Raw genomic sequence first — 22,982 nt, forward strand, 5'->3', positions numbered from 1 at the left:
TATAGGCGACAGGCTTGGTGGCGGGGCACAACGCGGGCGGGGTTCGTTCGTGGCGCAGACCGAAGAAGGACGGCCGGCACTGGCCTACCGTTCGACCATGACGCGTCTCGTCCTGGACGACCTCTACCGCATCGCCGTTCCATCCGATCCGCAGCTGCGCCCCGACGGCGGCGCGGTCGCGTACACGCTGACGACCGCCGATCGCGACGCCGACGAGAACCGTACGGAGATCTGGCTGGCCGCTCCCGGAGCGCCGCCGCGCCGGCTGGCCGAGGGGAGCACGGCCCGCTGGTCGCCGGACGGCCGCACACTGGCGTACCTGCGTCCGGTGGACGGCCGGCCGCAGCTCCACCTGCTGCCGATGGACGGCGGGGAGCCGCGCCCGCTCGCTCCGCGCCCGGACGGCGGGGGCGCGCCCGTGTGGTCGCCGGACGGCACCCGGATCGCCTACGCGGGGCCCGTCACCACCGGCGCCGGCCCGCACGCGCCCGTGGTGGCCGACCGGCTCGACTACAAGGCGGACGGCACGGGGCTGCTGCGCGGCATGAGCGTGCACCTGTTCGTCGTGGACGCCGGCACCGGGCGGACGGAGCAGGTCACCCGGGGCGACTTCCACGCCGGCGAGCCGTCGTGGTCGCCGGACGGCACGCGGCTGGCGTTCGTGGCGAACCTGGAGCCGGGGCGCGACCTGGAGGCCGGCGGCGCGGTGTACGCCGTGGACGCCCGCGAGGGCGCCGAGCCCGAGCGTCTGACCGACCCCGAGCTCATCTGCGCCGGCGCGTGGTGGCTCGGCGGGCGGCTCGTCGTCGCGGGGCTGAAGGGCGATCCCGTCGGGCACGTCCGCCTGTTCACGCTCGGCACGGGCGGCCCCGCCGAGGTGGAGACGGGCCTGGACCGCAACGTCATGATCGGCCACCCCGGATACCCGGGCGCGGTGCCCGCGCTGCTGGGCGACGACCTGCTGTTCTGCGCCCGCGACCGCGGCTCGACCCATCTCTACCGGGCGCCCGCCGAGCGGCTGGTGCCGGAGGAGACGAGCGTGTCGGGCGCGAGCGTCGCGGCGGGCCGGATCGCGTACGTGGCCGCCACCCCGCACAGCGCCGGCGACGTCTACCTCGCCGGGCCGGACGGCACGCACGACCGGCTCACCGGCTACGCGCCGGAGGGTGTCGAGCTGTTCACCCCCGTCCGCCGCACGTTCACCGCCCCGGACGGCACCCCCGTCGAGGGATTCGTGCTGCGCGACGAGAACGCGGCCACCCCCGGCCCGCTCCTGCTGGACGTCCATGGCGGCCCGCACAACGCCTGGGCCCCGGTCTTCGACGGCGTCCACCTGTACCACCAGAGCCTGGCGGCCCGCGGCTGGACCGTCCTCACGCTCAACCCCCGCGCCAGCGACGGCTACGGCGAGGCCTTCTACAAGGCCGCCATGGGCGCCTGGGGGCTGGCCGACACCCAGGACTTCCTCGCCGCGGTCGACGACCTGGTGGCCGACGGAACGGCGGACCCCGAGCGGCTGGCCGTCACCGGCTACAGCTACGGCGGCTACATGACGTGCTGGCTGACGACCAGGACCGGCCGGTTCAAGGCCGCCGTCCCCGGCGGCTGCGTGAGCGACCTGACCAGCATGACGGGCACGTCCGACCTGGGCCTGCAGCTCAAGATGTACGAGTGCGCGGGCGACCTGGCCGCGCAGTCCCCGATCACCCGCGCCGGCGAGGTCACCACCCCGACCCTCATCCTGCACGGCGAGAACGACGACCGCTGCCCCGTCGGCCAGTCCGAGCAGTGGTTCGCGGCGCTGCGGGAGCGCGGGGTGCCCGTCCGGCTGGTGCGCTATCCCGGCGCGAGCCATCTGTTCATCCTGAACGGCCGGCCCTCACACCGGTACGACTACAATGAGAGGATCATCGCGTGGCTGGAGCAATGGATCGGCGTCTCCCCGAGCTGATCGCCCAGTACGAGGTGCCCGGCGCCACCCTGGCGTACCTGCACCGAGGCGAGCTGCACGAGTACGCCGCCGGCACGCTCAACGTGGACACCGGGGTCCCGGCGACCCCGGACTCCCTGTTCCAGATCGGCTCGGTCACCAAGGTGTGGACCGCCACCCTGATCATGCTCCAGATCGAGCAGGGCAGGCTGACGCTGGACACGCCGGTGGCCGAGGTGCTGCCGGAGTTCAAGGTGGCCGACGCGGAGGTGACCAAGAACGTCACCATCAGGCATCTCCTCTCCCACACCAGCGGCATCGACGGCGACCTGTTCATCGACACCGGGCGCGGCGACGACTGCGTGGAGAAGTACGTCGCGGCCTGCGCGGACCTGATCCAGAACCATCCGCTCGGCGTCACCCAGTCCTACTGCAACTCGGGGTTCGTCATCGCCGGCCGGGTGTTGGAGCGGCTGACCGGCAAGCGCTGGGACGACGTGCTGCGCGAGCAGATCTCCGAGCCGCTCGGCCTCTCCCACACCTGGACCCTGCCGGAGGACGTGCTGCGCTTCAGCGCCGCGATGGGCCACGCCGACGGCAAGACGGCCCCGGTGTGGGGGCTCATGCGGGCGATGGGCCCGGCCGGGCTGGTCTGCGCCAGGGCGGCCGACGTGGTGGCCTTCGGCCGCGCCCACCTCGAAGGCGGCCTGCTGGCCGACGCCTCGGCCATGTGGGAGCCGCAGGTGGACATCCCGAACCCGTACACCCTCGGCAGGCAGTGGGGGATCGGCTGGATCCTCGACGAGTGGAGCGGCCACCGCGTCATCTCCCACGGCGGCAACACCATCGGCCAGCACGCGATGCTGTGGGCGGTGCCGGACACCGGCACCGTCGTGTGCGCCACCGCCAACGGCGGCCACGCCAACTCCTTCACCCGCGCCCTGGCCACCGAGCTGTTCGCCGAGCTCGACGGCCTGACCGTGCCGGCCTCGCCGGAGCCGCCTCAGACGCCGGTCGAGGTGGACGCCGGGCGCTACACCGGCGTCTACGAGCGGGCCGGCGCCCGGCTGACCATATCGATGCGCGACGGGGAGCCGTGGCTCCGGCACGAGGCCACGGGAGCGCTGGCCGCCCTGCAGGAGCCGGAGGAGATGCCGCTCGTACCGGTCGACGACGTGACGTTCGTGTGCAAGATCGGCGGCGCTCCCGACTGGACGTCGGCGGTGTTCTACGAGCTGGCGGACGGGTCCCCGTACGTGCACCTGGGCGCGCGCGCCACCCCGAAGACCGGCTGAGGAGGCGTGGTGGACCCGCTCGGCGCACCCGCGCGCGGCTGATGTCCCTGCACGTGGAATATCGTGACCAGATGCGGAATCGTCCGCGCGCCAGTCTCGGGCGGATCCTGCAGGATCTGGGCAGCACGGTCCTCGACGTGGCCGCGTCCCCCGGTGACCTCGACATCGAGGTCACCGGCGTGCACATTTACGATCCGCTCGACGAGCTGATCGTCCCGCGCGGCGGGATCCTGCTCGCCGTCGGGGTGCAGGGCGCGGCCGACATCTGCGCCCTGCTCGGCCGGGCGCCGCAGGCGGCGGGCGTCGTGGTGAAGCTGCCCGTGGACGCCGACGAGCGGGTGCGCGCCACCGTGCTGGAGACCGGGGTCGCCGTGCTCGGCCTCACCCGCGCCGCCTCCTGGTCCCAGGTGGCGGCGCTGCTGCGCTCCCTGCTGGCGGAGGGCGACCTGGCCGAGCCCGGCCAGGAGTCGCAGGGAGACCTGTTCTCGCTGGCGAACGCCGTCTGCGCGCTGCTCGACGCGCCCGTCACGATCGAGGACAGGTCCTCGCGGGTGCTGGCGTTCTCCGGCCGGCAGGACGAGGCCGACCCCGGCCGCGTGGAGACCGTGCTCGGCCGCGAGGTGCCCGAGCGCTACCTGCGGCTGCTCGACGAGCGGGGCGAGTTCAAGCGGCTCTACCAGAGCCGCGAGCCCATCTACATCGAGATCGACGACGGCACCGTCGTCAACCGGGCCGCCGTGGCGGTGCGATCGGGCGACGAGATCCTCGGCTCCATCTGGGCGGTCGTCCACGAACCGCTCAGCGCGCAGCGGCAGCGGGCGCTCGCCGACGCGGCCAAGATCGTGGCGCTGCAGCTGCTGCGCGAGCGGGCCGGGGCCGACACCCAGCGCCGGATGCGCGCCGACCTGCTGTCCACCGTGCTGGCCGGCGGCACGGACGCGGCCGAGGCGGCCGAGCGGCTCGGCATCGCGACCACCCGCCTGTGCGTGCTGGCCGCCCAGCTCTCCGACGTCGACGCCGCCGACCCGGCCAGGGGCGAGAGCGACCGCCAGCGCTTTTGTGACGCGCTGGCGCTGCACGTCGGCGCCATCCATCCGAAGGCCGCCGCCGCGCTCATCGGGTCCGTCGCGTACGCGGTGCTGCCCCTGCACTCGGCCGGCGAGGAGGAGGCGCGGGCCGTACGCGTGGCGGAGAGCTTCCTGGCCAGGGTCGGCCCCCGGCACGCCGCCAACGTGGGCGCCGGCCGGCTGGCGCTCAGCCTCTCCCAGGTCGCCCGGTCCAGGGCCGACGCCGACCGGGCGCTGCGGGTGCTGCGCGCCCGGGGCACGACGGGACAGGCCGCCGGGTACACCGCGGTCCACTTCGAGTCGCTGCTGCTCCAGGTCGCCGACGTGGCCGCCGCCGAGGAGCAGACGCCGACCGGGCCCTACCAGCGGCTGCTCGACCACGACGCCGAGCACGGCACCGAGCTGGCCGCCACGCTGCGGGCGTACCTGGACGCGTTCGGCGAGGTCAACATCGCCGCCGCCCAGATGCACATCCACGCCAACACCTTCCGCTACCGGCTCAAGCGCCTCCTTGAGATCAGCGGCCTGGACCTGGCCGACCCGGACGCCCGGCTCACCGCGATGCTGCAGATGCGGATCTTCGGCCGGTAGCACCAGGACGCCCGGCTTTTTCGTGATCGGGCACGAAGAACGAGCCCGGACGAGCGGCGAAGGTGGTGCACATCCCCCACGCCCGTCTGGAGTCCCCATGAGAAAACCAGCAGCAGCGGCACTTACCGCGCTCGCCCTGCTCGCGGCCGCCTGCGGAGGGACGGACGGAGGCACGGCGGCCACGGGTGGCACCTTCACCTTCGCGCTCCCCGCCGACCCCGGCGCGCTCGACCCGGCCATGGGCGTCCTGTCGGTCACCAACACCGTGCTCTCGCTGGCCTACGACCCGCTCGTGCACTACTCGGCGGCCGGCAAGATCGTCCCAGGGCTGGCCGAGACGTGGCAGGTCAAGCCCGACTCCGTCACCTTCACCCTGCGCAAGGGGGCCACCTGCTCCGACGGCGCGCCGCTGACCGCCTCCGACGTCGCCGCGAGCGTCAACCACATCGCCGACCCGGCCACCAAGTCGCCCGTCTACGGCGTGTTCGTCCCCGTGGGGATGCAGGCCAAGGCCGACGACGCGGCCGGGACCGTGACGCTGAGCATGCCCGAGCCGTTCAGCTTCATCCTGGAGAGCGCCCGCAGCATCCTCGTCGTGTGCGGCAAGGGGGTCAAGGACCGGTCGCTGCTGGCCAGGGGCACCTCCGGCAGCGGGCCCTACCGGCTGGCCGAGGCGGTGCCGAGCGACCACTACACCTTCGAGGTCCGCAAGGACTACGCCTGGGGGCCGGCCGGCGCGACCGCGAAGGACCTGCCGGACAAGGTGGTGCTGAAGGTCGTCCCGAACGAGCAGACCGCCGCCAACCTGCTGGTCTCCGGCTCGCTCAACGGCGCCGCCCTCTTCGGCCCCGACCGGGCCCGCCTGGAGGCCGATCCCCGCATCGGCAAGAAGGTGGTCGCGTCCGGGAACGGCCAGTTCTTCTACCATCAGGGAGACGACCGGCCCGCGCACGACCCCGCCGTCCGCAAGGCGCTCACCCAGGCCGTCGATCTCAAGGAGCTGGCCGGGATCGCCTCCAGCGGGACCGGCAGGCCCGCCACGGCGCTCACCCTCGAACCGCGCGCCTGCCCGGGCGACACCGTCACCGGGCACGTGCCCGCCTACGACGCGGCGGCCGCCACCGCCGCGCTGGACGCGGCGGGCTGGCGGCCGGGCGGGGACGGGATCAGGGTCAAGGACGGCAAGCGGCTGACGCTGCGGCTGATGTACGCGACGACCAGAGGCGCGGGCGTGCAGGCGGCGGCCGAGTACCTGGGCGCCGCGTGGCGCAAGGCCTGGGTGGAGGTGAAGCTGAACGGCGGGATCGACGCGAAGGTGTCGGAGTCGCTCAACTCCACCCAGGACTGGGACGTCGCCTGGGTGCCGATCGGCGTCACGCTGCCCTCGCAGCTCGTGGGCTTCCTGTCCGGCCCCGGCGCGCCCAAGGGCGCCAACTTCGCCCACCTGTCCAACAAGCGCTACGAGTCGCTCGTGGCCAAGGCCGGCCTGGTGCCGTCCGCCGAGGGCTGCCCGTCGTGGCAGGAGTCCGAGTCGGCCCTGTTCGAGAACGCCGACCTGATCCCGGTGGTGGAGAACACGGTGCTGCAGGCGAGCAAGGGCGCCACGTACGAGATGCAGGCCAGCCTGTTCGTGCCCACCTCGATCCGGCTCACCGAGGGAGGCTGAATGAGCGATCCCCGCACACCACTCGCCGCCCCGACACCGCCGGCGGTGTCGTCGGGGGTGTCGTCGGCGGGAACCCGGCGAGCCGTGCGGCGGACGCTGCGGCGGGTGCTCCGGTTCGCCGTGTCGCTGGTCGTGCTCCTGGTCGCCTCGTTCGCGATGATCCACCTGATCCCCGGCGACCCGGTGCGCACCGCCCTGGGGCCGGCGGCGCCGGTCGAGCTGATCGAGGCGCGCAGGGCGGCGCTCGGCCTGGACCGCCCGATTCCCGAGCAGTTCGTCACGTACGTGACCGACGTCCTGTCCGGAGACTTCGGGACGTCGTTCCTGACGAGCGAGCCGGTGGGCGAGGTCATCGCGGCCCGCCTGCCCAACACCCTCGCACTCGCCCTCCTCGCCACCGCCGTCGCCCTGCTGGCCGCGATCCCCCTCGGCATGTGGGCCGCCATCCGCACGGAGAACGGCCGCAACCGGGGCACGGAGCTCGGCTTCAGCGCCACGACGGGGACCGCCGTGGCGGTGCCCGAGTTCCTGTACGCGATCGGCCTGGTGGCCCTGTTCGCCGTCGGCCTCGGCTGGTTCCCGCCGGCGGGCAAGTCCGGGCCCATCACGTACGTCCTGCCCGTCCTGGCACTCGCGGCCGGCCCGGTCGCTATGATCGCCCGCATCTCGCGCGTCGAGACGCTGCGCGAGCTCGGCACGGACTACGTGCGGCTGGCCAGGGCCAAGCGGCTGCCCGCGGCCCGGCTGCACGTCAGGCACGTGCTGCCGAACACGCTCACCGCGACGCTGACCGTCGGCGGCCTGCTGCTGACCTCGCTCATCGCGGGCGGCGTGCTCGTCGAGTACGTCTTCGCCTGGCCCGGCCTCGGCATGAAGATCGTCGAAGCCATCACGCAGAAGGACTACCCGGTCGCCCAGGGCGTGATCCTCGTCTACGGCGCGATCGTGCTGGTCGTGAACCTCGGCGTGGACCTCGTGCTCGGCGCGCTCGACCCGACCTCCGAGCTCAAGGAGCAGAGCTGATGTCCGTCCGGTGGAGCGGCCCCGCCGTGGCGGGAGCCGCGATCGTGACGCTCATGGCGGCGCTGGCCGTCGCGGGCCCGCTGGTCTGGGGCGAGGCCGCCGAGCGCATCGACGCCGCCGCCATCCTCCAGGGCGCCTCGGCCCAGCACCCGCTGGGCACCGACAGCCTCGGCCGCGACCTGCTGGCCAGGGTCCTGGTGGCCGGACGGTACTCCCTCGCCCTGGCCATGGCGGCCACCCTCATCGGCGCCGTGACCGGCACCGTGCTCGGGGCGCTGCCCTCGGTGCTCCCCAGACGCGCCGCCGCCGTGGCCTCGGGGACGGTCAACGCCCTGGTGGCCTTCCCCGGGCTGCTGCTGGCCATGTTCACGGCCGTCGTCACCGGCCTGGGCGCGCGCGGTGCGGTGCTCGGCATCGGGGCGGCGATAGCCCCGGGCTTCGCCCGGCTCACCCGTACCCTGGCCGCCGCCGTGACCGGGGCCGACTACGTCGCCGCCGCCCGCCTGCTCGGCGTCCCCCGCCACCGCATCCTGACCAGGCACGTGCTGCCGAACATCGCAGAACCGCTCATACTCCACCTGGCCCAGGCGCTCGGCGGCGCGCTGCTGGGGCTGGCCGGGCTGTCCTTCCTGGGGCTGGGGGTGCAGCCGCCGTCGTTCGACTGGGGGCGGCTGCTGTTCGACGGCTTCCCGCGCATCTACGTGACGCCCGAGGTGGCGCTCGGCCCGGCGGCGGCCATCGCCCTGGCCGGCATCGGCTTCAACCTCCTGGGCGACGCCCTGGCCAGGGCCGCCGCCCGCAGGCCGGCCCCGCGCCAGGAGGCCGCCGGGCCGGCCGTGGCGGCGCCGGGCGAGCCGGACCCCGGGGCGGTGCTGGAGATCAAGGACCTGACGATCACCTTTCCCGGCGGCGCGACCCCGGTGCGGGAGCTGTCGCTGACCGTGGCGCCGGGCGAGATCGTCGGCCTGGTGGGGGAGTCGGGCAGTGGCAAGAGCCTGACCGCGGCCGCGATCGGCGGGCTGGTGCCCTACCCGGGGACGGTCACGTACGGGCGGCTCCACCTGAGCGGCCAGGACGTCGCCACGCTCTCGGCCAAGGAGTTCGGCACCGCGCTGGCGATGGTTTTCCAGGACCCGCTGGCGGCGCTCAACCCGGCGCTGAAGGTGGGCGGCCAGCTCGCCGAGGTGGCGATCGTGCACGAGGGGGCGAGCCGGGCCGAGGCCCGCCGCCGGGCCGTGGACCGGCTCGGCCACGTGCACCTGCCCGAGCCGGAAAGGCGGGCCGCGCAGCACCCGCACGAGCTGTCCGGCGGGATGCGGCAGCGCGCCGTGATCGCGATGGGCCTCATGGGCACGCCGCGCCTCATCGTCGCCGACGAGCCCACGACCGCGCTGGACGTCACCGTGCAGCGGCAGATCCTGCGGCTGCTGCGCGAGGCCGTGGCGGAGACGGGCGCGGCCACGCTGTTCATCTCGCACGACATCGCCGTCGTGGGCGGGCTGTGTGACCGGGTCGTGGTCATGTACGCGGGCCGCGTCGTGGAGGAGCTGGCCGCCGACCGGCTGGCCACCGGAGCCGCCCACCCCTACACCAAGGCGCTGATCGCCTCCCTGCCCGACCTCGACACCGACAGGAGCAGGCCGCTGACCGGCATCCCCGGCACCCAGCCGCCCCCCACGGAGTCCGGGCCCGGCTGCGCCTTCGCCCCCCGATGCTCTTCCGCCACCGAGCGCTGCGCGGCCGAGCGCCCCGAACTCGTCGCGCACGGCCCGGGGCAGCGGGTCGCCTGCTGGGAGGTTTCATGATCATCAAGAATCTGAGCGTGCGCTTCGGCGCCTTCACCGCCGTGGACGACGTCACGCTGGACATCCCCGAAGGCCAGATCGTCGGGCTCGTCGGAGAGTCGGGATCCGGCAAGTCGTCGCTGGCCAGGGCGGTGTGCGGGCTCCTGCCGCACACCGGGAGCGTCGAGGGCGCCCCGCGCGTGCAGATGGTGTTCCAGGACCCGTACGCGTCGCTGAACCCGCGCATGACCGTCGGCCGGACGATCGCCGAGGGCATCAGGACCGGGGACCGCGAGCGCGAGGTGGAACGCCTGCTCGGGCTCGTCCGGCTGCCGCCCGGGCTGGCCGGCCGCTACCCGCGCGAGCTGTCCGGCGGCCAGCGGCAGCGCGTCGCGATCGCCCGCGCCCTGGGCGGCGATCCCGGCCTGCTGGTCGCGGACGAGATCACCAGCTCGCTCGACGTGTCCGTGCAGGGCGCGGTGCTCAACCTGGTGCGCGGGCTGCGCGACGAGCTGGGGCTGACCATGCTGTTCATCTCGCACAACCTGGCCGTGGTCAGGTACGTCGCCGACGTGGTGGCCGTCATGCACCAGGGGCGGCTGGTCGAGACCGGGCCCGCCGAGCAGGTCGTCGGCGCGCCGCGGCACGACTACACGCGCGCCCTGCTGGCGGCGGTCCCGAGACTCGGACGGTGATCCGCCTGCCGCGCGGAGGGCGATGAGCCGCCGTGCCGCGCGGTGGGCGGTGATCCGTCGCGCCGCGCGGCCGCCCGGACGGGGCGCCCGCGCGGCGCGGCGCTCACAGGGCGATCCACTCCGCCGAGGTGGTCACCTCGTCGAGCACGGACGGGATCGGCTCGACGCCGATGCCGGGCCCCGACGGGACCTCCAGATGCCCGTCCACCAGCTCGAACGGCTCGGTCACGTCGGTCGCGTAGTAACGCCGCGACCCCGAGGTGTCGCCCGGCAGCGTGAACCCCGGCAGCGCCGCCAGCGCCACGTTCGCGGCCCGGCCGAGCCCGGTCTCCAGCATGCCGCCGCACCACACCGCGATGCCGTTGGCCCGGCACAGGTCATGGATGCGGCGCGCCTCCAGGTAGCCGCCGATCCGGCCCGGCTTGATGTTGATGATCGAGCACGAGCCCAGCGCGATGGCGGCGGCGGCGTGCTCGGCCGACTCGATCGACTCGTCCAGGCAGATCGGCGTCCTGAGCCGCGTGGCCAGCTTGGCGTGCTGGACCAGGTCGTCGTTGGCCAGCGGCTGCTCGATCAGCAGCAGGTCGAAGGCGTCGAGCCGGGCCAGGCGGCGGGCGTCGGTCAGGGAGTAGGCGGCGTTGGCGTCCACCTGGAGGAGCACGTCGTCGCCGAACCGCTCGCGCACGGCCCGGACCGGCTCGACGTCCCAGCCGGGCTCGATCTTGAGCTTGATGCGGACGTACCCCTCGTCCAGGTAGCCGCCGACGGCGTCCAGCAGCTGCGGGATCGAGTCCATGATGCCGACGGACACCCCGCACGGCACCCGGGAGCGGGCCGCGCCGAGGAAGCGGCCGAACGACTCGCCCGCCGCCTTGAGCTGCGCGTCCAGCACCGCCGTCTCCACCGCCGCCTTGGCCATGCGGTGGCCCTTGATCGGCTCCAGCGCGCGGGCGACGTCGCCGGCGTCCAGGTTCTTCGGCAGGGCCGGCAGCAGGAAGCGGCGGATCACCTCGGCGGCGCCGTCCACGTACTCGGAGGAGTAGAGCGGCTCGGCCATGGCCACGCACTCGCTCCACCCCTCGGCGTCCGGCGTCACGACCCTGACCAGCAGGACGTCGCGGGAGGTCTCGGTGCCGAACGACGTGCGGAACGGCGCGACCAGCGGCATCGCGATCCGCCGCAGCTCTACCCCAGTGATCTTCACGCTCTCTCCACTACATAGAAGGATTTACCGGCGAAACCCGTGACCTCGCGCCCCTCGGCCATCAGCCCCCCGAGCACGTCGCGTACGGCGTGCCGCCACGCCTTGGCCGTTCCCGGGTCGGACCCGCGCAACCCCTCGACGTCCGCCGGCACGGCGACCAGCACCGTGCCGGCGTCGGCAGGGCCGGGCGCCGGCCGCCCGCCCTCGTCGGCGAGGGCGACCACCGCGTCCGGCGGCACCTGGACGGCCACCGGCTCGCGCCGGGCCAGCGCCACCACGTGCGGCGCGGTCAGCGACCAGACGGCGAGCAGGCGGTCGGACTCGTCGCCCTGGTTGATCGCGTCCCCCATGACCCCGTAGAAGCAGGGCAGGTATTCCTGCGGCCGGGCGCCCAGCTTGGCCAGGTTGAAATGGGCGTTGCGGCGCACCAGGGGATCGTAGGTCCAGGTGATGCGCTCCAGCCCGCGCTCCAGGGCCCAGCGGCGCTGGTGCAGCTTGAGCTCCAGCCCGATGCCGCGCCCGGCGGCGGTGCCTGTGACGTGCGAGTGCAGCGCGCCGCCCGCGGCGAGGAACCCGACCGAGCCGCCCACCAGCAGGTCGCCGTCGAAGGCGCCGGCGACGTAGCCGCCCGCGTGCGACAGCGCCACCATCATCTCCATGGTGATGGGCGGGTCACTGGACCCGAAGTGCCAGATGTCCTCGAACAGCGCGTAGACGCGCTCGAACTCCGCGATCGCGTGGAGCTCCCTGACCACGGCCAACCTGCCGCCTCCCCCATAGGACGTCTCGTGGGACGTCTCCGCCGAGACATGGACACCCACCGGAGACGTTATGCCATGACGCGGGCGCCGGATTCGTGCCGGATCACCAAGAGAAGGCCATTCGTTCGTCGGCCCGGCCTACTGCGCGCGGCTCACCGGGTGCCCGCGCAGGGTGCGATGCGGATCCGGCTGGGCGCCACCTGGCTCAGGCGTACGGACTCCAGCGGCACCGTGACCTCGGGCGTCCGGTAGCGCCCGCCGGAGAAGCACGCGGCCAGGCAGGCCCGCACGGCGGCCTCCGTCACGTTCCCGTCGAGCGAGCTGCGGCCGTCGCGGCAGATCTCGGCCACGCACGGGCCCCGCTGCGCGGCCAGCGCCAGCCCGGCAACGGTCGCGCCCGCCAGCTCGCAGAGGTCGCCCCGCGTCCAGCCGTAGTGCCACATGCCCGCCGCCACCACCGGCGCGGCGGGGCAGCAGCCGGGCGCGGTGACCACCACGTCCAGCCCCTGGAGCAGCGCCCTGGCGATCTCGCCCGCGCCGCGCGCGGCCCGGGAGCCGACCCGCAGCCCGGGGAGCGCCGGCACGGGGGCGCCCGTCCCGTAGATGAGCTTGGTGCCCGTGCGGAGCGGGCCGGGACCGCTGTCGCGCCATCCGCAGACGACGACGTCGAAGGACTCGGAAGACCTCCACGTGCCGATTCGCAGCATATTTCATTGACTACCCTTTGCCGTGCACCGTCACACACAGTCACGACGCGGTCGGAGCTCAGCGCAGGCTCCTGGCGTCCAGCTGGCGCAGGACCCGCGAGACGACCTGGGGGTCGGCGTTCGGGTCACGCCGGGCGTCCAGCACCGCCTGCCTGGCGGCCGACATCATCTCCGCCTGCACCCTGCGTACCAGCTTGACGCGCCGCGCCCGCTGCTCGTACGCCTCCCGCCGCTCGTCGTCGGCCGCCTCGGGGCTGATGCGCATCCCGAGATCCGTCATGCGCCGGTCGAGCGCCTCGACGACCTCGTCGGGCAGGTCCTCGGCCTCGTCGATCTCCCTCAGCCGCCGCCTGGCGGCCTTGGCCGCGCGCACCGCCAGCGTCTTCTCCAGCGCCCGCTCGGCCGCCGTGTCGGCCTTGACCCCCAGCTTCGTCACCAGCCACGGCAGCGTCAGCCCCTGCGCGACCAGCGTCACCAGGATGACGGCGAACGCGACGAACACGATCACCGAGCGCCCGGGGAACGGCGCCCCGTCGTGGATCTCCAGCGGGATGGCCAGCACGAGCGCCACCGACGCCACCCCGCGCATCCCGGCCCACCACATGACCATGGTCTCCCGCCAGGTCAGCGGGATCTCGGCGTCCTCCTTCCCGCCCCCGCTCGCCTTCCTGGCCAGCCACGCCGCGGGCAGCAGCCAGAGCAGCCGGACGAGCACCACCACCCCCACCACGGCGGCGCTCCAGCCGAGCACGAGCCAGAGCCGGCCGTGCACCGTGCCGAACACGCTGTGCAGCTCCAGCCCGATCAGCCCGAACGCGATGCCCGTCACCAGCGTGTCCACGACCTGCCAGAACGTCCCGGCCGCGAACCTGCCGACCACGTCGTCCGCGTCCGACATGCGATCGCCGAGGTAGAACGCGCTGGTGAGCACCGCCAGCACGCCGGACCCGCGCAGCTCGTCGGCCAGCGCGTACGCCACGAACGGCACCAGCAGCGACAGCCCCACCTGCAGCGTGGCGTCGCCGAGCAGCTCCATCAGCCAGGCCCCGAGCCAGCCGAGTGCCAGCCCCACCAGCACGGCCACCACCGCCGACAGCACGAGCTCGGCCAGCGCCCCCGGCCAGGAGAACACGCCGGTCACGACGGCCGCGATGGCCACGTGGTAGAGCACGATCGCGGTGACGTCGTTGAACAGCCCCTCGCCTTCGAGCAGCGAGACCATGCGCCTGGGCAGGCCGAGCCGCCCCGCCACCGCCGTGGCCGCGACCGGGTCGGGCGGCGCGACCAGCGCGCCCAGCGCCACGGCCGCCGCCAGCGGCAGGCCGGGCACGAGCGCGTGCGCCGTCACCGCCACGGCCGCCGTCGTCACGAAGACCAGCGCCACCGCCAGCAGGAAGATCGGCTGCCAGTTGGCCGCGAACTGCCGCCACGACGTGCGCTGCACCGCCGCGTACAGCAGCGGCGGCAGCAGCAGCGGCAGCACGACGCCCGGCGGGATGTCCACGTCGGGGACGAACGGCAGGACGGCCAGCACGATGCCGAGCAGCGTCATCAGCACGGGCGCGGGCAGCCCGAGCCGGTCGCCGACCGGGACCGTGATCAGTGCGCCCAGCAGCACCAGCATGAGCAGCACGAACTGGTCCACAACGCCCCCCGACGATCGCCGCGACCAGCGTAATCGAGCGGTCACGGCGGGTGCGTGAGGCCCGCCAGCGGAGCCGTCACCGGCCGGGCCCGCTGGACGGCGTCGCTACCGGTCGAGCCTGCCCGTGGGCGACGTCACCGGTCGAGGACGTGCAGGGTGTGCGGGGACGCGCCCAGGAGCACCGGCCCGTCGTCCGTGCAGGCCACCACGTCGGCCACCCGCGCCCCGAACAGGTCCGGCACGTAGATGGCCGGCTCCAGGCAGAAGGTCATCCCGGGGGCCAGCACGGTGTCCTCCTCCGGCCGCGGCCCCTCGTCGTGCCCCAGCCCGACGCCCCTGCCGACGTGCGCCGCCGCGAACCGCCCGTACCCGCTCCCGTCGATCACCTCGCCGACGGCCCTGGCCAGCTCGCCCGCGGGCACGGCGGGCCGCAGCGCGGCCAGGCCGGCGCGGTGGGCGGCCAGCACCACCGAGTACATGGCCTCGAAGTCCTCGGGCGGCTCGGCCACGGCGAAGACGCGGGCCACCTCCGCGCAGTAGCCGCCCCACCGCCCGCACACCGACACCGCCAGCGCGTCCCCGGGATTGATCACCCGCTCGCCCGGCACGTGGGCGGGCCGCGCGGTGTGCTCGCCCGCCGCCACCCGCAGCGCCGCCACCTCCTCGCAGCCCGACTCCAGCAGCAGCGCACGCAGCCGGTGCGCCATCGCCCGCTCGGTCGCCCCGAACCAGGCCAGCTCCCCGGCCTGCGCCAGCACGCCCTCCGCGGCGGCCACCGCGCGCCCGATCGCCTCGATCTCGGCCGGCTCCTTGCGCAGCCGCAGCGGCGCCAGCACCGAGGAGGCCGGCACCAGCTCCGCCTCGACCGCCAGCGCGAACAGCTCGCGCACCCGCATCTCCGGGTCCACCCCGACCCGCCGCGCGCCCGGCGGCACGAGCCCGCCCGGGTCGTCGGTCTCGGCGACGGCCTCCGCGGTCACGACGAGATACCCGCCGGGGAAGGGGGCGCCGCCGAGGAAGCGATGGTCGGGGGAGGGCCGCAGGATCAGCGCGTCGAGCCCGGCCTCCCGCATGGCGGCCCGCACGGCCGCGAGCCGCGTCCCCCGGGAGGTCACTTCGGCTCGTGCAGCCAGCAGGCGACCGGCCCGAACTCCGGCTCCTTCACGCGGCACACGTCCATCACGAGCGGGCAGCGCGGGTGGAACCTGCACCCTTCCGGCGGGTTCGCCGGATCCGGCACGTCACCGGGCAGCTCGGCGGGCAGCACCCCCAAGCCGTCCGGTTTCGGGATGGCCTGCAGCAACGCCTTCGTGTACGGATGCCGCGGCTCCGCCCAGACGGCCGCCGTGTCGCCCACCTCGACGATCTTGCCCAGGTACATGACGGCGATCCGGTCGGCGATCAGCCGCACCACGGACAGGTCGTGGCTGATGAACAGCAGCCCCGCGCCCGAGTCGACGGCCAGATCCCGCATGAGCCTGGCCACCTGCGACTGCGCGGAGGCGTCCAGCGCCGAGATGGGCTCGTCGCCGATCAGCAGCCGCGGCCGGGCCGCCAGCGCCCTGGCGATGGCGATGCGCTGGCGCTGCCCGCCGGAGAACTCGTGCGGATGCCGCCCCGCGAAGTCGCGGGGCAGCCCGACGCGTTCCAGCAGGTCGGCCGGCGTGGTGGTGGCGTCCCCGGCGGTGCGCAGCCCGTCGGCGATCTGGTCGCCGACCCGGCGCCGCGGGTTCAGCGACGCGTACGGGTCCTGGAACACCATCTGGATCCCGGTCAGCTTCCTGCGCCGCAGGCCGAGCGGCGTGACCGGCTGCCCGTCGAAGGCGATGGAGCCCTCGGTGATCGGGTTCAGGCCGCAGACGGCGCGCGCCAGGGTCGACTTGCCGCACCCCGACTCGCCGACCAGGCCCACCACCTCACCAGGACGGACGTCCAGGCTCGCCCCCGCGACGGCCCGCACCACGGGGCGGCCGGGGGAGCGGTGCTCGACGACCAGGTCGTCGACGGTCAGCAGGCTCATCGCACCTCCGCATCGGGCAGGGACTCCAGCAGCGCGCGGGTGTAGGCGTGCGAGGGCTCCCGCAACACCTGGCCGCGCGGCCCAGACTCCACGACCAGGCCGTCCTTCATCACGCTCACCTCGTCCGCGACCGCCGACATGACGCCCAGGTCGTGGGTGACCAGCAGCACGGCCAGCCCCAGCTCGTCGCACAGGCCGCGCAGCAGCCGCAGCACGCCCGCCTGCACGGTCACGTCCAGCGCGGTCGTCGGCTCGTCGGCGATCAGCACCTCGGGGGAGCAGGCCAGCGCGACGGCGATCGCGATCCGCTGGCGCATCCCGCCGGAGAACTGGTGCGGGAAGCGCCGGTAGGCCTCCTCGGGCCCCGGGATGCGGACCTTGCCCAGCAGCTCGACCGCCCGCTGCCGCGCCTCGGCCTTGCCCAGCCGCAGGTGGTGCCGCATGTGCTCGGTGAGCTGCCTGCCGATGGTGAGCATCGGGTGCAGGCTGGTCGCCGGGTCCTGGAAGACCATGGCGACCTCGCCGCCGCGCACCCGGTTCAGCTCCTTGGGCGGCAGCGTGAGCAGGTCGCGCTCGCCGAGCCGGATCGCGCCCGACGCCCGCGCGCCGTGCGGCAGCAGGCCCAGCACGGCCAGGCCGGTCATGGTCTTGCCCGAGCCGCTCTCGCCGGCCAGGCCGTGCACGCGGCCCGCCTCCAGCTTCAGATCGACGCCGCGCAGGATCTCCTTGCCGCCGATCGACACCTTCAGGTCCGTGATGTCCAGCGTCACAGCGCACGCTCCTTGATCGCGCGGGCCGTACGGGGGTCGAGCGCGTCCCGCAGCGTGTCACCGAGGAAGTTGAACGCCAGCACCACGGTGAGGATCGCCAGCCCGGGGAATGTCGCCACCCACCAGCTGTCGAACACCTCGACCCCGGAGGCGACCATCGCCCCCCACTCGGGAGAGGGCGGTTTGGCGCCCAGGCCCAGGAACGACAGACCGGACAGCAGCAGCAGGGCCGTGCCGATGTCCAGCGTGGCCAGCACGAGGATCGGCCCGGTCACGTTCGGCAGCACGTCCACCCGCAGCGAGCGCCACACCGAGAAGCCGAGCAGCCGCCCGCTCAGCACGAACTCCCGCTCCCGCACGCCCAGCACCAGCCCGCGGGTGACCCTGGCGTAGGCGGGCCAGGCCACGACCAGCACGGCCAGCACCGCGTTGGTCAGGCTCGCCCCGAGCGCCGCTGCCACCACCATGGCGAGGATCACGGTCGGGAACGCGAACACGAGGTCCGCCAGCCGCATGATCGTCTCGTCCACCCATTTGCCGAAATATCCGGCACATGCGCCCAGCAGGCCGCCGATCAGCACCGACAATGCGACCAGCAGCAGCGTCAGCGGGATCGACACCCGGGCCCCGTACATGACGCGGCTGAGGATGTCGCGCCCGAGCTGGTCGGTGCCGAACCAGTGCCCGGGGCCCGGCGGCGCCAGCCGCGGCAGCTCCTGGGCGAGCGGATCGTGCGGCGCCAGCACCGGCGCGGCCAGCGCGACGACCACCCAGGCCACGGCCAGCACGCCGCCGACGATGGCGAGGGGCTGCCGCCAGGCTTCGGGGAGCCGCCGCAGCAGACCCTTGCGGGCCAGGGGGTCCCGCCGTCTCATTGCAGCCTCACTCGGGGATCGATGACGCCGTACAGGACGTCCACGATCAGGTTGATGACCAGGTAGACGATGCCGACGACCAGGCCGACGCCCATGACGGCGGGCAGGTCGAGGGTGGTGGCGCTCTTGTAGGCGTACTGGCCGACGCCCGGCCAGGCGAAGATCGCCTCGACCAGTACGGTGCCGGACAGCAGGCTGCCGAAGGCCAGTCCCGCCACGGTGATGATGGGCACGAGCGCGGAGCGCAGCACGTACCTGAGCAGGATCGTCCGCCCCGGCAGGCCCTTGGCCCTGGCGGCGCGGACGTAGTCCTGCCCGAGTACCTCCAGCACCGCCGAGCGGGTGAAGCGGGTGAGCAGCCCGATCGTGTAGAGCGCCAGCACCAGCGCGGGCGTGACCAGATGGCCGGCCGCGGAGGTGAAGATGTCCCAGCGGCCCGCCAGCAGCGCGTCCACCGTCTGCAGCCCGGTCACGGCCGGTGCGGAGCCGAGCGCCGCGTCCACCCGGCCGCTGCCCGGGGTGATCTGCAGCCGGTAGAAGAACACGTAGAACGCCAGCAGCGCCAGCCAGAACGTCGGGACCGAGATGCCGATCAGGCTCAGCACCCGCAGCGCGTGGTCCGGCAACCGGTCCCTGCGCAGCGCCGCGATCACCCCGAACGCCACGCCCAGCACCAGCGAGACCAGGATGGCCGCTCCCGCCAGCTCCAGCGTCGCCGGCACGAACTCGGCCAGATCCTGGCTGACCGGGCGATGGCTCTGCTGGCTGGTGCCGAGGTCGCCCTGGACCAGCCCCTGCAGGTGCAGCAGGTACTGCTGCCACAGGGGCTTGTCCAGGCCGTGGTCGGCGCGCCACTGCGCCACGATGGCCGGGTCGCCCAGGGCCCGCTGGCCCAGGTTCGCGGCCACGGGATCGCCGGGCACCAGGTTCGTCAGCACGAACGTGACGAGCGTGATGCCCCAGGCCATCAGCACGGCCAGCAGGACGCGCCGGACGAGGAAGCGCACCAGGGGATGCGCGGACACCTGCGAACCCCTTTACTTGACGCCGAGGTCGGCGACGTCCACCGTCCACACGGGGTGGTACTCCAGCCCGGTCACCGACTGGGCCGTCACGATGTTCTGGCTCGGCTGGATGAGCGGGATGAACGGCCCGGAGGCGTTGAGCTGGGTCTGCACGTCGGCGTAGGCGGTCTTGCGGGCGTCGTCGCCGATCGCCACGGCCGCCTTCTCGCCCGCGGCCTCGATCTCCGCGGCCGCGCCCTTCTTCCAGCCGGCCCGCAGCCCCACCGTCTTGCCGGGCAGGAAGGCCAGGTAGTCGCTGGGGTCCGGGTAGTCAGGGCCCCAGTACCACAGGCCCATCTCCTCCTTGCCGTTGCGGTAGTTGTCCAGCGCGGTGGTGACGGGCGCCGGCTGGAGGTCCACCGTGATGCCGACCTCCTTGAGGTTGGCCTGGACGCGCTCGGCCAGCGGCTGGAACGACAGGCCGTTGACGGTCAGCTCGCTCGGGTACTCCAGCTTGACCGTCGGGTTCGACAGGCCGCTGGCCGCCAGCGCCGCCTTGGCGCCCTCGACGTCCCGCTTGGCCCCCTGCTCGGGGGACAGCGCGCCGAGCAGCTGCGACGGGATGACACCGGGCGCCTGGGTCGAGCCCTCGCCGGCCAGCTCCAGCAGCCCCGCGTAGTCCACGCCCTTGCGCACGGCTTCGACGAACTTGGCGTTCGTGGTGGTCTTGCTCACCGCGCTGTCCTGGTTGGCCAGCAGGAAGATGACGTTCGCCGAGGCGGTCTTCTTGACCTGGAGGGTCGCGGGCATGCCGGTGACCTGGTCGCCGGACAGGTTCAGGGCGACCTGGCTGTCGCCGCGCTGGACGTTCAGCTTCTGGGTGGCGGCCTCGACGTTGCGGATGACCACCTTGTCGTAGGCGGGCTTGGTCCCGTAGTACTTGGGGTTCGCCTTGAGCGTGACCTGGCTGCTCACGTTGAACGACTCGATCGTGTACGGGCCCGAGCCGGCGGAGGCGGAGTTCAGGTACTGCTCGGCCTTGTCCTGGGCGTCCGCGGTCGCGCCGTGCTCCTTGGCGACCTTGCTGTTGAGGATGCCTAGCGCCGGGTTCGGCAGGATGTACGGCAGCGCCGGGTTGGCCGCCTTCGACGTCAGCGTGATCGTCGAGTCGTCGGTCTTGGCCACCTCCACGCCGTCCAGCAGGAACGACGGCGTGCCCTTCATGTCGCGCACGCGGTTCAGCGAGAACACCACGTCGTCCGCGGTCACCGGCGAGCCGTCGGCGAAGGTGGCGCCCTGCTTCAGCTTGAGCGTCAGCGTCTTGCCGTCCTCGGCCAGCTCGTACGACTCCGCCAGCGCGGGCACCGGCTTGGTCACGTCGGCCCCGTCGAACGTGAGCAGCGTCTCGTAGAGCGCCTTGCCGATGATGAGCCCCGTCGGCTCGTAGGTGCGGCCCGGGTCGGCCGTCTTGAGGTCGAAGGACGTGTCGATGACGAGGGTCTTGCCCCCGCCCGCCGAGGCGGCCGGGGCCTGTGAGGTGCCGCCGCTACCGCAGGCGGCCAGGGCGAGTGCACCGGCGAGCAGTACAGCCGCCGTCTGCGAGCGGGTCGCCATGTGAGTCCTCCAAAATTGGACGTTCAGCAGAAGGATGCCGAGGATTGTCCGGCAGAACGTCCAGGCACCGTGCGGTCCGTGAGACGTATATAAAGGTCGGTGAGGTAATGATGAGTGAAATTTCCAGAAATAATGTCAGCGGTGGCGGTCAACCTGGACGGATCGGAATCGGTCTTGAGCTGGACGACATCCACTTGAAGATCCTTGAGGTCCTGCGCGAGAACGGCCGGATCTCGGTGGCCGCGCTGGCCGAGCGGGTGGGCATCTCCCGGGCGAACGCCTACACCCGCTTCGAGGCGCTGCGCGCCGACGGTGCGATCAAGCGGTTCACGGCCGAGATCGACCATGTGCGGGCCGGGCTCGGCATCACCGCGTTGATCTTCGTGACCGTGCGCCAGCAGATGTGGAAGCAGTTCAGGGCGGAGCTGGCCAGGATGCCGGAGGTCGAATACTGCGCGATCACGACCGGGCAGCACGACGCGATGATCCAGGTACGCGTGTCCGACGTGGCCGAGGTGCACACCATGGTGACCGACCGGCTGGCCAACATCCCGGCGGTCAAGGCGACCGAGACCGTGTTCATCCTGGACGAGGTGCTCAGGCGGCCGTACGTGCTGCCCAGCGACCGCGACCAGGCCCGCCACCCGCGCCGGCCGGCCCAGGAGACGCAGGGCGACGTGCCGCTCGGCAAGATGCGCTTCGTCGGCGCGGCCGAGGGCAGGGCCGCCCTGCGCAAGGACGGCTGAGGACGGGGTGGGTCAGGCGACCTCGGTGCACACGCTCACGTGCACCGTGTCGTCGCCGTCGAAGCTGAACTCCTCCACCAGCCGCAGCCGCCCGTCGTCCCCGGCCTCGATGCGGCTGCTGCTCTTGCCGCCCGCCTTGCCGCCGGCCTTGAGCGCGTGCGCGTAGTTGATCGTCACCTGGGCGCCGTCCCGCGTCCCGACGAAGCGCCCGTGGGTCACGGTGTCGCCCGTGTAGGTGCCCCACACCACCTCGTCCGCCTCCCAGTACTGGAACTCGGTGGGACTGTCCTGGTTCACCGTGCTCGCGGTCGAGCTCACCATCACGAATTTGCGGCCGTTGAGATTCACGCCCCCCATGGTCCCCAGATTTCCGAAATGTCAGCATGCGGCTGGACATATGGTGAGGAGGGGCTGTCAATGATCGGCAATCCGTCCAGGGGGAGGCCGTACGGCGGCCCGGGCCCGGCGGCTCAGTCCACCGGCGCCCGGATCTTGGTGGTGAGCGCCACCCGCGAGCTCACGCCGAGCTTGGCATCCGGCGGTTGAGGCTGGTTCGGGGGTGTTCGAGGGTGTGTCCGCAGCCCCGCCTTGCCCGGGGCTTTACCTTTCCGTGCCTGACGCCATCAATGCACTGTGTGATAGTAATGTGACACTGCGTATTCAAGAGGTTCGGGAGATCTTCATGGTGGCGTACATACTCTCGATCTTGGCGGCGGTGGGCGCGGTGGCGCTCACCGCGCTGGTGTTCAGGCGGGTGAAGCGGGCAGGCGAGGACCGCGATCCCAACGGCCCCTCCGCAGCGCACGCGGGGGCGATGCTGTCGGCCATGTTCCTGCTGGTGTTCGCCATCGCGATCATCGTGCCCTGGACGACGGCCGACGCCGCGCGGCTCAACACCCACGCCGAGAGTCAGTCCGCGGTCGACGCCTACTGGGCGGCCGGCGCACTGCCCGGCACCGCGGGCCAGGAGGTGCGCATGGCGCTGCGCGACTACGTGGCTTTCGTGATCAAGGACGAGTGGCCGCTCATGGCCGGCGGCAAGATGGATCCGGTCGGCGCGGCCAGGATGGACGAGCTGCGCGGCCGCGTCACCGCGCTCCCCGTGAGCGGCGACGACGAGGAGGACGCCAAGAGCACCGTCATCGAGCACATCAGGGGCATCTCCACCGCCCGCGCCCAGCGCACGGCCGACGCCTCCGCGACCCCTCCCGACGGGCTGCTGTTCCTGACCGTCTTCACCGGCGCACTGGTGATCGTCTTCCCGTTCCTGGCCGGCGCCAGGCCGCGCGGGCTCGCCATGCTGCCGCTGGTGGCGATGGCGGGGCTGGTCGGGTTCGGGATCTTCCTGACGTGGGACATCCAGCACGCTTTCGCGGGGCCGCTGGCCGTCGGGCCTGAGGCGTTCCGCGGGGCGCTGGAGGAGTTCGTGCGCATCGCCGGGGGAATGTGATCGTGGCCGTCAGGCGCGCGCCCCTGCTGCTCGCCGCCGCGTTGTTCGCGGTGTGCGCGAGCGTCCCCGCCTCGGCCGACCCCGAGCCGCGGCGGCCGGCTCCGGTGCCGGCGGTGACCGTACGCCCGCCCGCCC

20 protein-coding genes are annotated in these 22,982 nt (G+C 73.1%); 9 read left to right on the top strand and 11 right to left on the bottom strand.

What is annotated here, in order from left to right; genetic code table 11:
• Positions 1–97 precede the first annotated feature (97 nt).
• The 7 genes from ETD85_RS65025 (at position 98) to ETD85_RS42710 (ending at position 10,051) form a co-directional block, all read left to right on the top strand.
• Positions 98–1,951, top strand: a complete 1,854-nt coding sequence (locus ETD85_RS65025; RefSeq protein ID WP_138695546.1) for a S9 family peptidase — start codon at positions 98–100, stop codon at positions 1,949–1,951.
• On the top strand, positions 1,927–3,225 hold the full coding sequence (locus tag ETD85_RS65030) for a serine hydrolase domain-containing protein (protein ID WP_138695547.1): 1,299 nt from the start codon (positions 1,927–1,929) through the stop codon (positions 3,223–3,225). The genes ETD85_RS65025 and ETD85_RS65030 overlap by 25 nt, the downstream gene beginning before the upstream one ends.
• A gap of 71 nt (positions 3,226–3,296) precedes the next feature.
• Positions 3,297–4,883: a PucR family transcriptional regulator gene (locus ETD85_RS42690; protein ID WP_170247143.1), complete on the top strand. Its 1,587-nt coding sequence runs from the start codon at positions 3,297–3,299 to the stop codon at positions 4,881–4,883.
• Between the two features lie 97 nt (positions 4,884–4,980).
• Complete coding sequence (locus ETD85_RS42695; RefSeq protein ID WP_138695549.1) at positions 4,981–6,549, top strand: ABC transporter substrate-binding protein; 1,569 nt, start codon at positions 4,981–4,983, stop codon at positions 6,547–6,549.
• Positions 6,550–7,572 carry an ABC transporter permease gene (locus ETD85_RS42700; protein ID WP_138695550.1) on the top strand — a complete coding sequence of 341 codons (1,023 nt, stop codon included), beginning with the start codon at positions 6,550–6,552 and terminating at the stop codon, positions 7,570–7,572.
• Complete coding sequence (locus ETD85_RS42705) at positions 7,572–9,377, top strand: dipeptide/oligopeptide/nickel ABC transporter permease/ATP-binding protein (RefSeq protein ID WP_138695551.1); 1,806 nt, start codon at positions 7,572–7,574, stop codon at positions 9,375–9,377. Before ETD85_RS42700 ends, ETD85_RS42705 begins: the two co-directional genes overlap by 1 nt.
• Positions 9,374–10,051: an ABC transporter ATP-binding protein gene (locus tag ETD85_RS42710; RefSeq protein ID WP_138695552.1), complete on the top strand. Its 678-nt coding sequence runs from the start codon at positions 9,374–9,376 to the stop codon at positions 10,049–10,051. Before ETD85_RS42705 ends, ETD85_RS42710 begins: the two co-directional genes overlap by 4 nt.
• A 103-nt stretch (positions 10,052–10,154) precedes the next feature.
• Here ETD85_RS42710 and menC read toward each other — a convergent pair whose 3' ends face one another.
• The 10 genes from menC to ETD85_RS42760 form a co-directional block, all read right to left on the bottom strand.
• Positions 10,155–11,255 carry an o-succinylbenzoate synthase gene (gene menC, locus ETD85_RS42715; protein ID WP_206059222.1) on the bottom strand — a complete coding sequence of 367 codons (1,101 nt, stop codon included), beginning with the start codon at positions 11,253–11,255 and terminating at the stop codon, positions 10,155–10,157.
• The gene (locus tag ETD85_RS42720) at positions 11,252–12,016 is read right to left on the bottom strand and encodes a GNAT family N-acetyltransferase (RefSeq protein ID WP_138695553.1); all 765 of its coding nucleotides are present in this window, start codon (positions 12,014–12,016) and stop codon (positions 11,252–11,254) included. The genes menC and ETD85_RS42720 overlap by 4 nt, the downstream gene beginning before the upstream one ends.
• A 152-nt stretch (positions 12,017–12,168) precedes the next feature.
• Positions 12,169–12,723, bottom strand: a complete 555-nt coding sequence (locus ETD85_RS42725) for an acyclic terpene utilization AtuA family protein (RefSeq protein WP_138695554.1) — start codon at positions 12,721–12,723, stop codon at positions 12,169–12,171.
• A gap of 58 nt (positions 12,724–12,781) precedes the next feature.
• Entirely contained in the window at positions 12,782–14,368 is a 1,587-nt protein-coding gene (locus ETD85_RS42730) for a Na+/H+ antiporter (RefSeq protein ID WP_138695555.1), read from the bottom strand.
• Between the two features lie 134 nt (positions 14,369–14,502).
• Complete coding sequence (locus tag ETD85_RS42735; RefSeq protein WP_240779793.1) at positions 14,503–15,483, bottom strand: M24 family metallopeptidase; 981 nt, start codon at positions 15,481–15,483, stop codon at positions 14,503–14,505.
• Positions 15,480–16,388: an ABC transporter ATP-binding protein gene (locus ETD85_RS42740; protein WP_138695556.1), complete on the bottom strand. Its 909-nt coding sequence runs from the start codon at positions 16,386–16,388 to the stop codon at positions 15,480–15,482. The genes ETD85_RS42735 and ETD85_RS42740 overlap by 4 nt, the downstream gene beginning before the upstream one ends.
• Complete coding sequence (locus ETD85_RS42745) at positions 16,385–17,158, bottom strand: ABC transporter ATP-binding protein (RefSeq protein ID WP_138695557.1); 774 nt, start codon at positions 17,156–17,158, stop codon at positions 16,385–16,387. Before ETD85_RS42745 ends, ETD85_RS42740 begins: the two co-directional genes overlap by 4 nt.
• A complete protein-coding gene (locus ETD85_RS42750) occupies positions 17,155–18,033 on the bottom strand; it encodes an ABC transporter permease (protein WP_138695558.1) in 879 nt (292 codons plus the stop codon). Before ETD85_RS42750 ends, ETD85_RS42745 begins: the two co-directional genes overlap by 4 nt.
• On the bottom strand, positions 18,030–19,058 hold the full coding sequence (locus tag ETD85_RS42755) for an ABC transporter permease (RefSeq protein WP_138695559.1): 1,029 nt from the start codon (positions 19,056–19,058) through the stop codon (positions 18,030–18,032). Before ETD85_RS42755 ends, ETD85_RS42750 begins: the two co-directional genes overlap by 4 nt.
• Before the next feature lie 12 nt (positions 19,059–19,070).
• Positions 19,071–20,651, bottom strand: a complete 1,581-nt coding sequence (locus ETD85_RS42760; protein ID WP_138695560.1) for an ABC transporter substrate-binding protein — start codon at positions 20,649–20,651, stop codon at positions 19,071–19,073.
• Between the two features lie 110 nt (positions 20,652–20,761).
• Here ETD85_RS42760 and ETD85_RS42765 point away from each other — a divergent pair, with 110 nt between their 5' ends.
• A complete protein-coding gene (locus ETD85_RS42765) occupies positions 20,762–21,397 on the top strand; it encodes an Lrp/AsnC family transcriptional regulator (RefSeq protein WP_138695564.1) in 636 nt (211 codons plus the stop codon).
• Between the two features lie 12 nt (positions 21,398–21,409).
• Here the strand turns inward: ETD85_RS42765 and ETD85_RS42770 are convergent, their stop codons facing one another.
• Entirely contained in the window at positions 21,410–21,745 is a 336-nt protein-coding gene (locus ETD85_RS42770; protein ID WP_240779795.1) for an avidin-fold protein, read from the bottom strand.
• 298 nt (positions 21,746–22,043) lie between these two features.
• Here ETD85_RS42770 and ETD85_RS42775 point away from each other — a divergent pair, with 298 nt between their 5' ends.
• On the top strand, positions 22,044–22,847 hold the full coding sequence (locus ETD85_RS42775) for a bestrophin-like domain (protein ID WP_138695561.1): 804 nt from the start codon (positions 22,044–22,046) through the stop codon (positions 22,845–22,847).
• The last annotated feature ends 135 nt before the right edge of the window (positions 22,848–22,982 follow it).

The sequence above is a fragment of the Nonomuraea zeae genome (genome assembly GCF_005889725.1).
In the GTDB taxonomy this organism is placed as follows: Bacteria; Actinomycetota; Actinomycetes; order Streptosporangiales; family Streptosporangiaceae; genus Nonomuraea; species Nonomuraea zeae.